Raw genomic sequence first — 12,952 nt, forward strand, 5'->3', positions numbered from 1 at the left:
GCCTCCCGCGCAGCCCCACCGCCCCTTGACGATGCAAGCGGACACGCCGGGAAACGCTTCGGCAAAAAGACGATGAACGAGGACATGCGCACCCGCCCGGGTATCGCAGTCGGTTCAGCATCACGCTCGTTTCCTTTCTTGTTCTCCCCTTTTCAAAGAAGCATCTAGCACAGCCGGACGTCATGAAACGATGAATTCATCACATCCCATCCGCTCCGGATTCACCGAGCCTTTACTTTGTCGTTATTGCCGTTTCGCGATGCCGATTCCAGCATAGACATCACTCAGGGATTCATTACCGAGATGAGCTGGCGCGTCCACGCGTAGTCCGTCGGCACGATCGCGTCCTGGCCTTCCGGCACGCCGTCGCGGTCGATCGCATAGCTGAAGATCCCGCCCTTGCGGGTACCGGTGGGCTGCCATTGCGCGTACTTGTAGGCGCGGCTGCCGGTCATGGGCGTCGTGGTGTCCCCCCAGCGCGTGCCTCGCTCCTCGTAGAAGGAGAAGCCGATGAAGTACTTGCTGGCCGGGATGTAGGGCTTGTAGGTGTTGAAGGTCGTCTGCAGGCCGCTGACCGAACGCCCGTACGACTGCACCAGCACGTAGTCGACCATCGGCGCCACGGCGCGGAACAGGCTGTTGGTGCCGTCCTTGTTGGTGTCGTAGATGAGCAGCTTGCCGGTACCCGACTGCGGGCCCAGGCGCTTGGCCAGCGCCGCGAAGACGCCCTTGGCCCGGGTCAGCTGGGTCGAGGTCAGGTTCGACTCCATGTCCACGTCCAGGCCGTCGACGCCGTACTTGTCGACCGTGTCGGCGATGATCTTCTGCGCCAGGGCCTCGTAGCCGGCCGCGTTGTTGGGATAGGAGGTGTCCAGCAGCTTGTCGATGAAGATCGACCACACCACCTTGGTGCCCTGGGCGCGCAGCAGCGGCACGTAGTCGTCCCTGATGATCGACCACACCGGGTTGTCGTCGGCCACGTTGTAGGGAAAGACGAAGACCAGGTCCAGGCAGGCCGGCAGGTCGGCCATCGAGGTCATGTTGACCGCCGGATCGGCGGCCTCGTCGCGCCAGATGCGGAAGTAGCCGAACATCTTCTGGTGGTTGCTCGCCTTGTAGGCGAGGATGCCGGGCAGGTTTTCCGCCGTGGCCTGCGTGTTCGGGTCGGGGCAGACCGCGGCCTGGGCGAACGGCGAAACGCCGGCAAGCAACAGGGCGGCGATGGCTTTCGTAAGAGACATCAAGGTCCTCGCGGTATCAGTTGGCGGTACAGGTGAGGCTGACGGTCAAGGAGCCGCCGGAAGGCATGCTCGGAATGGCGACGCCGGCGGCGGACTGCAGATTGGCCACGGTCAGCGACGCGGGCGCCGGACAAGTGGCGCCGCCGCTGGCGCTGCAGCTCGCCGCCGCGCACGTGACGCCGGTCGGCGCCGGATCGCGCAACACCGCGCCATTGGCCGGCTGCGGGCCGGCGTTGCTGACCACGATGCTGTAGTTGACCGCGGCGCCCCGGGTGACCGTGTCGCCGGCCTGGTCGGTCGGTCCGGCCGCCGGCGTATTGGTCTTGGTGAGCGAGAGGTCGCTCAGGCTCGGCGCATTGCTGAAGGTACAGGTGATGTCGTCGGCCGCCGCAGGCGCGAGATTGAAGCTGGTGCCGCTGCCGCTGGGCATCGCGGTCGGCGAACCCGCCGTGGCATTGGTGCAGCTGTAGCTGCTGGCGTAGGCACCCGGCACCGTGGTGCCCGCCGCCGTTTCCGAGAGCACGTAGCTGCCGCCGGCATCGGCCGGATTGAAATCCGCCGTGCCGCTGGCGGTGCTGCCGGTGCCGGTGGTGGTGGCCGTGGCGGTGGTCGCGCCGCCGCCGCGCGGGCCGGCGATGACGAGCGCGAACTGGTCGCCCGCCTGGGCGCGCCCGGCGGGCAGGGTCTTCTGCAGGCGGATGCGCGGATGCGTATTGGTGATGGTGCAGGTGACCTGGGTGCCGGCCGGGATCGAGGAGAGCGTGGCCACCGGCACCGCGGCCGTACCGCCGATGCTGCCGGTCACGCCGTTGTCGCAGCTGATCCCGGTCATGCCGTAGCCGGCCGCGAGCGTCGTTTCGGTGACGCTGACGCCATTGGCCATGACCAGCGCCGGCTGCGTGCCGGCGACCGAGGTGTCCGCATCGGGCATCGCCACCGGCGTGGCGTCGACGGTATTCATGGCCAGGGGGCCGTTCTGGTTGCCCGCCGTGGTCTGGTTGGCGTCCAGGTTGGTGGTGGTGAACTGGAAATTGCCCGCGCCGTTCGGCGTGGCCTTGCGCAGGCACAGCGTGCGGTTCTCGATGGTCAGGTTGCGGACGTAGACGTCGTCCGTCGACCGGTCCACGGGATTGTTCTGCATGCGCTGCGCGCCGATCACCAGCGCGCCGGTCTGGGCGATGTTGTCCGGCAGCTGGATGCGCACGGTCGACCACACCATGGTCACGGCGCCGGCGACGTTGGTCGGCGCCGGCATCGTCCCCGACAGCAGGGTTGCGCCGTTGAGCGCGTTGATCGCCGAACCCGTGGTGGGGCCCGGAGCGGCGCGCGTGCCGCTGCCCACGTAGGACGAAGTCAGCAGCTCGAAATACTGCGTGCCGCCATAGCTGACCACCATGCGCGCCTGGTTGCCGTCCCACGGTGGCGGCGACGGCGGCGGATTGCGTTGCTGGGCGTTGTTCCAGGCGATGTCGAACTGCAGCACGGCGCCGCCGGAGACCTTGACGGGGGCGGTGTTGGCGGTGAGCGTGTCGAACCCGGTGGGTAGGTTGGCGGCGGGAATCGTGGTGTCGCCCTGGTCGTCCCAGTGCTGCGCGCCGGTGCTGCCGAGCGCGTTGCTGGTCCAGTTGGTGTCCGAGGGATTGGTGGTCGTATCGCCGTCCGCCGAGGTCCATCCGGTGATGGTGGTCGACAGGGTGCTCGCCACGCGCTGCGGCATCGGCGTGCAGCTCTGCGCATGCGCGGGCAAGGCCAGCATCGATGCGAACAAGGCGCCCAGCGCCAGCGCGCAGGCATGGCGCCCGGTATCGGCCGGTTTCGTGCGCCCGGAGCGCCTTTCGTGGATCTTCATCGTTTTACCTGTTCGCGAACGCTCTGGAGGATTCACCGCACTGCTCATTGCACGCTGCAGCTGACCGCGATGGTGACCGCGCCGCCCGCCGGCAACGCCGGAATCGGCGCTCCGGCCGCCGACTGCATCGCGGCCAGCAGCGCCGCTCCGGTTTGCGTCGGGCAGGTGGCGCCGCCGACCGCGCTGCTGCAGGTCGCCGTGGTGCACGAGAGGCCCGTTGGCGCCGGATCGCGCAGCACCGCGTTGGTCATCGGTGCCGGCCCGTTGTTGGTGACCACGACGTTGTAGCTGACGGCGCCGCCGCGGGTGACGGTGTCGCCGGTCTGGTCGGTGGGTCCTGCGACCGGCGTGTTGGTCTTGGTCAGCGTGAGGTCGCCGCTGGTGGCCGTGTTGGTGAACGTGCAGCGCACCGTCTCGCCGCCGTCCAGGTCCAGCGTCGCGGTGCGCGTCCCGGTGTTGGTGGTGGTGCCGTTGTCCGGATCGGTACAGGCCAGGCCGGTCAGGGTCCAGCCGGGGACCGCCGTCTCGGTGACGCTGTAGGCGCCTGCGGCGAGGGTGAAGGTGCGCGTGTTGGGCAAGGCCGGGTCGGCGTCGTCGTCCAGGCTGAAGCCGCTCAGGCCGGTGCCGGTGGTGGTGAAGGCGAAATCCTGCGCACCGTCCGGCACGGCGTCCTTGGCGATCACCAGCGAAACGTCGTCGTCGAGGATGGTATAGGTGGCATTGACCACGCCGGAGCTGCCGCACACCGCCGTCGAACTCGCCACGTAACGGCTCGGATTGTCGTTGATCCTGACGGTGAAGGTCTCGTTGCCCTCCACCAGCGCGTCGTTGACGATGCCCACCGGCACGGTGAAGGTGGTGCCGGCGCCGTAGTCGCCGGCGGGCACCACCACGCTGAAGGTGGTCGCGCTGCCGCCGTTGATGGTGTAGTCGGTGCCCGCGGCGGCGTTGCCGCCGATGATCGAGAACGAGACCGGCACGCCGCCCGCCGGCACCACGCCCACGATCGTCAGGGCGAGCCCCGGAGGCGATGCGTTCGATTCCAGGCTCGAGAAGTTGCCGGCCGAACCGAACTCGATGATCGGTAGCAGCGTGATCGAGATGTTGTCGAGGAAATTGCCCTGCGAGGTGCTGCCGTTGGCCGCGCTCAGCGCCTCGAATCCGAACTGCTGCACGCCCCCGCTGCCGACCGGCACCCTGAAACTGCCGGAATAATTGCCCCAGAAGCGGCCGCTGCCGCCGCTCGAAGGTCCCTGGACGCGGGCGATGTTCGTGCTCAGGCCGGGCGTGGCGAAGCCGGGCGTGCCGTCGTTGGAATCGGACACCTCGGCGATCGTGGTGCCGGACCCGAGCGCGGTGCCGCCCATGACGAAGCGGGCGACGTCGGCCACCGTCGCGCTCCTGCGCCCGAGGTGGCTGAAGCTGAAGGTGACCGTCTCGTTCGCGATCAGGCAGATGTCCTGATAGAGCCTCGCGCTGGACTGGCCGTTGAGCTCGACGAACTGGCGGCCGTCGGCCGCGTTGAGCGTGAGGCCGCTCTGGTTGTCCACCACGCCGTTGCTGTAGTACTCGAAGATCTGCGTGCCGCCCGGCGGATTGGTGCCGTTGTTGCCCACGCAGCCGTTCGGACTGTCGAAGTCCGCGGTCGGCGAGGTCAGGAACTGGTCGGTGGTCTTCCAGCCGGGAACCCGCGCCGAGTAGACATAGCCCTGGCAGCCATTGTTGATCGCGGGCTGCTCGAAGCTCAGGTTGATGGTGCTGCGCTGTACCTGCGCCTGCGCCGACAGGGCGGTGAGCGCCAGCGACAGCGCCAGGACGGCGCCGGCTGCGGATTTGACGCTCGAAGATGCGATTGGAACCATTGCGTGCTCCGGATCTGCGGTGGCTTCCCTCGCGCATGGCCGAAGCCATCCAGGCGGCATCGCCTCCGGCGATGCGCCCTTGCTCGGGACAGTGAGGTTCGTCGCCCGCCGCGATCGCGGCGGGGCTGGTCGCTTGCTGGCCGGGTGTGCACGCCCGGCCCCTGGGCTCGATCAGTAGCGGCCGACCACGTTCAGGAACACGCCCTTGTGGTCGTAGTCGAAATCGGTGAGGTCGTCACTGAATTCGGTGAAGTTGTAGCCGATGCCGATGCGGAAATTGCGGCCGATGTCGCGGTCGATGCCGGCCAGGAAGCCCTGGCGGTTGCCGCCGTCGGTGACGCCGAGCCAGCGGTATTCCAGCAGCGAATGCCACTGGTCCGCGAACTCGTAGCGCAGCTGGCCGGCGACGAAGGTCGCGGTGGAATCGGCCCAGTCGCCGGTCATGCGGCCCAGGCGCACCTCGCCGCGGCGGCGCATCAGCTTGGCGGCGTATTCCCAGCGGCTGTCGGGGTTGTAGACGCCCTCGAACGAGAGGATCTGCGTGCGCTGGTCGTAGTAGTTGGCGTTGTCGCCCACCTGCTCCAGCGTCGAGACGTCGTACAGGTAGGTGTACTTGCCGAACAGCGCATAGCGGGTCGAGTTCCACGGCCGCCAGGCGAAACCGAAGTTGCCTTCGATGAACTTGGCGCCGGCGGTGGGATCGATCTCGTCGTCGACGTCCTCGTAGTTGAAGCGCGCCGCCAGGCGGAAGCTTTCCGTGACCTTGTGCGTCAGGTAGTTTGTGGTCGCCCACTTGGTGCGGCGCTCGGCGCCGCTGTCGCGGCCCCACTCCAGCTTGCTCGACCACTGCGTCTGGTTGGAGGTGCGCCCGGCCGACACGCTGACCGTGTCGCGGTCGACGTTGCCGATCTCCTTGTCGAGCTCGGCGGTGGTCAGCACGAAGCCGAGGTTCCAGCCCACGCCCGGATAGAAGTCCATGCCGAAGGTGTGCGCCAGCCCGCTTTCGTTGGGCTCCTTGAGGAACTGGCTCTCGTTGTACATGTTGACCTGGTTCGACAGCCGCCAGCGCTGGCCGAGCGTCCAGCCCGGGACGATGCGGTTGTTGAACAGCGGGTCGTACTGGCTGGTGTCGGTCGAATAGGTATAGCCGGCGTACACCGTGTGGTCCGGCGTCAGCCGGTACTCGGCGTTGATCTGCGCCGCGTCGCCGCGATCGCCCGTGGTCGCCTCGGCGCCGACGCTCGACAGGTTGCCGAACAGATACTTGCCACCGAGGGTGAAGGCGTCGTTGTCGGCGTAGCGGCCGCCGTCGTCGTCGAGGGTGAACTGGGCGGTGCCGTAGGCCTCCCAGGACGTGCCGAAGCGCTGCTTGTACTGCAGCGCGCCCAGCGTGCCGACGGCGTCGCCGATGCCGCGCTGCTCCTGCACGCGGCGCAGCTCCGCGGCCCAGGTCGCGTCCTCGGTCACGCGCCACTCGGCGGTCAGTTGGTCCTGCTCGAGCGACTCGGCCCCGCGCTCCTTGCGGCTGTAGCGGCCGTAGATGTTGAAGTTGGGCGCGAACTGGCCGAGCACCTCGAAGCCCTTCTCCTCGATCTCCTGGCCGATGTCGGAGCGGGCGATGGAGAAGCCCTCGTCGACATGGCGCCACCAGGCGCCCGCCGACCAGTCCAGGCGCGTCCAGCCCAGCTCCTTGAGGTTGATGCGCGCTTCCACCGCGCTCGCCTCGCCCTTGCGCGGGCCGATGGTCGGATTGGTTTCCAGGAAGCTCAGGCCGCCGTTGTCGGAGAAGAACACCGGAACGCTGGTGGCCTCGGTCTTGTTGTGCTCCACCTTCAGGTAGGTGCCGCGCCCGGCCTGCAGGGTGACGTCGGCGCCGCGCAGCGAGTAGTCCTGGCCGGCGCGGTTCTCGTCGACATAGGTCGCGCCGACCGCGAGGTGGTCGCCGAACCAGTGCTTGCCGCGGAAGCCGGCGGCCACCTTGTCGGCGTCGAACCCGCGCGGCACGTACTCGTAGTCGACCAGCAGCACCTGCTCGAAGCCGTCCAGCGGCGAATCGATGGTGAGCCGCGGCTTGTACTCGGAGCCCTTGGTGGTGCCGGTGAGCGGACGGGCCAGGATGAGGCGGCCCTGGTAGGCGTCGATCTCGTAGTCCGGGCCGTTCTGCAGCGGCACGCGCGCCTCGACGCGGCCGGTGGTGGCGTCGCGGATCTCGATGAACACGCGCTCGGAACCGGGCAGCAGATCGGTGTGCTTGAGGTGATAGGTGCTGCCGCCGGTGCCGAGGAACTCGCTGTGGCCCGGCACGGTCTGCGCCTCCGAACCGAACGCGCGCACTTCCGTGCCCGCCTCGCCCAGCGAGGTGGTGCGGCGGCTGCGCCAGTTGAAGGCGCCGCCGTACAGCGCACGCGAATACTGGCCGTACTCGGTGCCGGTGAAGCCGGTGTCGAAGTTGCCCCACAGCGCCTGGTTCTTGTCCCAGTCCACGCGCACGTACAGGCGGCCCTGGGTGTCGACGTCGCGGTAGGTGGTCGAGTCGTCGCCGTAGACCGGATAGTACTGGTCCGGATCGAGGCGGCGGAACACGTCCTGCGGGTCGGCGTCCCAGAAGCCGTTGAACAGCTCCTTGACCTCGCGCTCCTGGGTGTCGGCCTGGGCGGTGATCAGGTATTTGCCCTTGACCTTGCCCTTCAGGTAGAACGCCAGGCGGCCTTCGAGCAGGAAGTTCTTGTCGAAGTTCTCGTCGCCGGCCAGCGGCTCGATCGAGCCGGACACGCTGCCGCTGGAGGCGGTCAAGTCGGCCAGCGCCACCGCGAACATGTAGCGCCCGCTCACGTCGATGTCGAGCGTGTGGTGCAGCGTCTGCTTGTTCTTGTTGGTCAGCTCGACGTCGAACTTGTGGCGCCCGATCGGCACCAGGTACTCGGCGACCAGCTTGCGTTCCAGGTCGACCGGATACGGCTCGTCGTCGATCTGGACGTTGTAGTCCTCGGGAATGTTGCGGCCCTGGATGCGGATGCGCGAGCCGTAGATGGCGATGTTCTGCTGGCGCAGGCCGTTGCTGCTGCCGAACACGCTGTCGACCAGGCTCTTCTCCTGCGCCGAGTCGTCGGTGTAGGAGATGCCGTACTTCTTCTCCACCGAGTTGCGCAACAGGTCCATGCCGCGCTGCACGTCCTCCGGACGCGCCAGCTGCATGCGGTTGGCGAAGGTCTCGTCGTAGCTGCCGTCGGCGCCGTAGGCGCGGACGATGTAGATCAGCTCGTCGCCCACGCGCGCCTCGAACCCGGCCGGCATCGCGCCGTCCCACTTGACGTCGGTCACCGCCGCCACCGGCAGCGGCACCACGGCCAGCGGATCGACCAGATCGGCGTCGGAGGCGCGGTAGACCAGGATCTCGGCGCGCTGGATGAAGGACGAATAGTTGTTGCGGGCGTAGAACTGCACCGGCTTGGTGATGCGCCCGTTCTCGAAGGCCACCAGCGACGGCGCGGACACGCTGAATTCGGGCTGGCCGAGATTGGGATCCTCGGTGGCCCAGATCACGCCGCCGTTGGGCAGCTGCACGGACCATTTGCCGATCGCCACCGCCTTGCCCGGCGTGCCCGCCGGCTTCTCGGCCTGCACGTCGACGCGCCGGTCGGGCTGCAGCGCCGCGGCCGAGGACGCCTCGCTGGTGCCCTGGGTGACCGGCTGGCGTTCGCCGCGCGTGCGCACGCGCATCACCACGCCCTGCGCGTCCGAACAGGTATCGCCGCTGCAGTCCACGGCCGGTGGCGCCTGCTGCTCACCGGTTCCGGCCGCGGCCGCCGGCGCTTCCTGCGCCGCCGCCAGGGGGGCGACGCCGGAGAGCAGGCAGATCAGGGTGTAATCGAGGAGTTTCATTTTCATGGCGGCGGCCCCCGTTATTTGCTTGAACCGACAGGGGCTGTCGGGTTGTCGCTGATTTCCACGCGCAGCTTGCTGCGCACCTGCGGGCTCAATTTCGCTGCGATGGCCTCGTACACCGCCTTGGCGCGGCGCAGGCCGAGCGCATCGTTGTATGCGCTCGCGCCGCGCTTGTCGGCATGGCCGACCACGCCGATGACGCCGCCTCCCTGTTTGTCGATGTCGGCGGCGATGCGCTCGATCACCGGCGCGAACTCCGGCTTGACCTCCGCCTGGGCGGTATCGAACAGCACCGTGCCCAGCACGGTCGCCTCGCGGCCCAGCGTCACCAGCGTGCTGCCCGGATCGGCGACGTCGGCGCGCAGGCTGACCCGCGCCGTCTTCGCCTGTTCCGGCGGCAGCTGCGCCAGCAGCGCCTTCTGCACCGCCCTGGCACGGTCGTAGGCGAGCGCCTGCGACGGGCCGTTGGCGGCGATCACCACTTCCCCGCCCTCGTGCTGCTTCACCTGCTCGGCCATCTTGTCGACGACCGGCAGGTACTGCTCGCGCAGCTCGGCGCTGTCGGCCTCGAACATCACCTCGCCGATCTCCATCTCGACCTGCTGTCCGTCGCCGCCCTGGATCAGGCCGGACGGCAGCTTGACGCCGAAGTCGAAGCGCACCGGCAGTCCGGGGGTGATGCGGCGGACCTGCGGGTTGTCGGTGGTGAACGCGCTGCCCGGCGGCAAGGTGGCCGGATCGACCTTGAGGATGAAGTTGCGTCCCCGCGTGGCCGGCCCGCCGTTGATGCCGAGCAGGTTGTAGCGGCCGAACTGGTCGGTCTCGACCAGCAGGCCTTCCACCGAGGCGATGCGCACGCCCGGGATGCCGCGTTCGTCGATGCCGGCGTTGCCGATCACATAGTCGACGCGGTAGCCGCCCTCGACCTGGCTGACGCGACGCTCCACCGTCGGGTCGGCCGCGGTCAGCCCCTTGGCGGCGTCGCCGCCGGCGCGCTCGACGCGGGTGTTGCCGGCGGCATCCATGCGCACGCTCACGCCCTGCTTCGTGGTGAGCACGAAGTCGTCGGTGAAGTCGAGCGAACGCAGCGTCTGGCTCACCACCACCTTGTGCGCGTCGGCCGTGTCGGCCTCGGACTGGCGTCCGGCGACCTCGCCGATCGCGATGCCGTGCAGCATCGGCGAGCTGGCGTCCGGCTCCGGCGTCGGCCCGGTGCCGCGGTCGACCGTGGTCGAGTTGGCCGTGTAGGCGCCCGGCGCGAAGCCGCCCTGGACGTGCACGCCGGTCATGGCCGCGCTGTCCTGCCAGCCGTCGCCGTCGCGGTCGTCGTAGACGGTACCGATGATCAGCGACTCGTCGAGCAGCGGATCGGCGACCAGCTGCACGTTGGCCGTGGCGTCGTTCGAGATCACCTTGCCGGCCTCCTGCACCATCGCGTGGTTGGTATGGATGCCCGGACCCACGCCCGCGCCGACCCGCAACAGGTAGGCCACGGTGGCGCGCTCGCCGACCTTGATCTGGATCTGGTCCACGCTGATCGGGTAGGTCCCGGTCAGGCGGCCGGCACCGTCGCCGTCGGCCACCGTCAACGAGTTGTTGACGTAGGTGAAGCCGGCAGGCGGGGTATCGACCAGCACGCCGTCGATGAGATCGGTCTCGCCGGTGTTCTCCATGCTCACCGTGTAGCGCACCAGGTCACCGATCTTCACGTCGCGCGGCGCCGCCGTCTTGATGACGTGGATGCGCGCCTTGCTCTTGATCTCGATGAACACCTCGGCCGGGTTCGAGACCAGGCCCGTGGTGTCGGTCACCGTGTACTGGATCGGCTTGGTCTTGCCGATGAAGTCCGGCTCCGGCGTGAAGGTGATGGTGCCGTCCGGGTTCACCGTCCAGGTGCCCTCGCCCGGCACGACCAGGGTCTTGCCGTCGCCGGGGGCGCCGACGATCTTCACCGTGCTCGGATCGATGTTGTTGTCCGGGTCGGTGTCGTTCGCCAGCACGTTGACCACCACCGGCTGGCCAGGGGCGCCCGTGCCCGAATCCGGGTCGGGGTTCGCCACCGGCGGCTGGCCGGTCACCGTCACCGTCACCGTCGCCGTGTCGCAGACCGGCGTCGGCGTGGAGGTGTCGCACACCTGGTAGGTGAAGGTGTCGGTACCGATGAAGTTGCGGTTCGGCGTGTAGACCACCTTGCCGTTCTCGTCGACCGTCACCGTGCCGTTGGCCGGCTGCTGGGTGATGGTCACCGAGGCCGGATCCAGCGGCGCGCCGGTCACCGTGTCGTTGTCGAGGATGGAGATCTCGACCGGCACGTTGGCGGGCGTGGTGGCGGTGTCGTCCACCGCCGTCACCACGTTCGCGGCCACGGTCACCGTCACCGTCGCCGTGGCGCAGACCGGCGTCGGCGTGGACGTGTCGCACACCTGGTAGGTGTACGTGTCCGTGCCCGAGAAGCCGGGCTTCGGCGTGTAGGTGATGCTGCCGTCCGGGTTCACCGTCGTGGTGCCGTTGGTCGGCGGCGTGGTCACCTTCACCGAGGCCGGATCCAGCGGCTGGCCGGTCGCGGTGTCGTTGGTCAGCACCGGCGTGGTCACCGGGGTGTTCTGCGGCGTGTTGGCGGTGTCGTCGACCGCCGTCACCGTGTTCGGCGCCACCGTCACCGTCACCGTGGCCGTGTCGCAGACCGGCGTCGGGTTGGAGGTGTCGCACACCTGGTAGGTGTACGTGTCCGTGCCCGAGAAGCCGGGCTTCGGCGTGTAGGTGATGCTGCCGTCCGGGTTCACCGTCGCGGTGCCGTTGGTCGGCGGCGTGGTCACCTTCACCGAGGCCGGATCCAGCGGCTGGCCGGTCGCGGTGTCGTTGCCCAGCACCGGCGTGGTCACCGGCGTGTTCTGCGGCGTGTTGGCGGTGTCGTCGACCGCCGTCACCGTGTTCGGCGACACCGTCACCGTAACCGTCGCCGTGTCGCAGACGGGCGTCGGGATGGAGTGGTCGCTCAGGTGGTAGGTGTTCTGGTGCGTGCCCGAGAAGCGGGTCTTCGGCGTGTAGGTGATGCTGCCGTCCGGGTTCACCGTCGCGGTGTCGTTGGTCAGCACCGGCGTGGTCACCGGCGTGTTCTGCGGCGTGTTGGCGGTGTCGTCGACCGCCGTCACCGTGTTCGGCGACACGGTCACGCGTACCGTCGCGGTGTCGCAGTTGCCCGGATTGAGCGTCTCGCAGATCTGGTAGGTGAAGGTCTCCGTCCCGGAGAAGCCGGTGTTCGGCGTGTAGGTGATCGTGCCGTCGGCATTGATCACCACCGAGCCGTTGGTCGGCGGCACCGTCACCGTGATCGTCACCGTGCCTGCGGTCGCCGACGCGCCGTTGAGCGTGTCGTTGCCCAGCAGCGGGATCGTCACCGGCGTGTTCTGCGGCGTGGTCGCGGAGTCGTCGTTGGCGACGATCGGCGCGGAGCCGACCGGCACCGGCGGGGTCGTGGCGTCGCAGCCCTCGCCCGTGGCCGTGGTACAGCCCGGATCGCCGCCACCGCTGGTGTTCACCGTGTTGACGATGCCGGCGGCATTGGGCGCCGTCGGGGTGACGTTGATGGTGTAGGTCGCGCTGGCGCCCGCGGCCAGGCCGGCCGGCGTCGTGCAGGTGACCGTCTGGCCGCTCTGCGTGCAGCCCGCACCGACACTGTTGATCGTCAGCGTGGCGTTCACGTTGTCCACGCTCACCGCGTCGGCCGTGGTCGGACCCGTGCCGTTGTTGGTGACCGTGATCGTGTACGTCGCCGCCACGCCCACCGTCATCGGGTTCGGCGCCACCGTCTTGGTCGTGCTCAGGCTTGCACCCGTGTTGACCGGGGTCGGCGGCGTGCTGGTGTCGCAGCCCTCGCCCGTCGCCGTGGTGCAGTTCGGATCGCCGCCACCGCTGGTGTTCACCGTGTTGACGATGCCCGTGCTGTTGGCGGCCGTCGGGGTGACATTGATGGTGTAGGTCGCGCTGGCGCCCGCGCCCAGGCCGGCCGGCGTGGTGCAGGTCACCGTCTGGCCGCTCTGCGCGCAGCCCGCGCCCACCGAGTTGATGGTCAGCGTGGCGTCCACGTTGTCCACGCTCACCGCATCGGCCGTGGT

General features: G+C 68.6%; 5 protein-coding genes. All 5 read right to left on the reverse strand.

The genetic code is table 11. The features are described 5' to 3' along the window. Window positions 1–284 precede the first annotated feature (284 nt). Window positions 285–1,241 (reverse strand): endo-beta-N-acetylglucosaminidase family protein, encoded by a 957-nt coding sequence (locus tag MD221_RS16055; RefSeq protein WP_242112970.1) that lies wholly within the window; start codon window positions 1,239–1,241, stop codon window positions 285–287. A 16-nt stretch (window positions 1,242–1,257) separates the two neighbouring features. Next, a complete protein-coding gene (locus tag MD221_RS16060; RefSeq protein WP_242112971.1) occupies window positions 1,258–3,090 on the reverse strand; it encodes a DUF11 domain-containing protein in 1,833 nt (610 codons plus the stop codon). Between the two features lie 44 nt (window positions 3,091–3,134). Next, window positions 3,135–4,952 (reverse strand): prealbumin-like fold domain-containing protein, encoded by a 1,818-nt coding sequence (locus MD221_RS16065; RefSeq protein WP_242112972.1) that lies wholly within the window; start codon window positions 4,950–4,952, stop codon window positions 3,135–3,137. Between the two features lie 171 nt (window positions 4,953–5,123). Beyond that, on the reverse strand, window positions 5,124–8,840 hold the full coding sequence (locus tag MD221_RS16070; protein ID WP_242112973.1) for a hypothetical protein: 3,717 nt from the start codon (window positions 8,838–8,840) through the stop codon (window positions 5,124–5,126). Window positions 8,841–8,854: 14 nt separating this feature from the next. After that, window positions 8,855–12,952: Ig-like domain-containing protein (locus MD221_RS16075; protein WP_242112975.1), on the reverse strand; the 4,098-nt coding region annotated here is incomplete at its 5' end.

It is taken from the genome of Luteimonas aquatica (assembly GCF_022662575.1).
Taxonomy (GTDB): domain Bacteria; phylum Pseudomonadota; class Gammaproteobacteria; order Xanthomonadales; family Xanthomonadaceae; genus Luteimonas; species Luteimonas aquatica.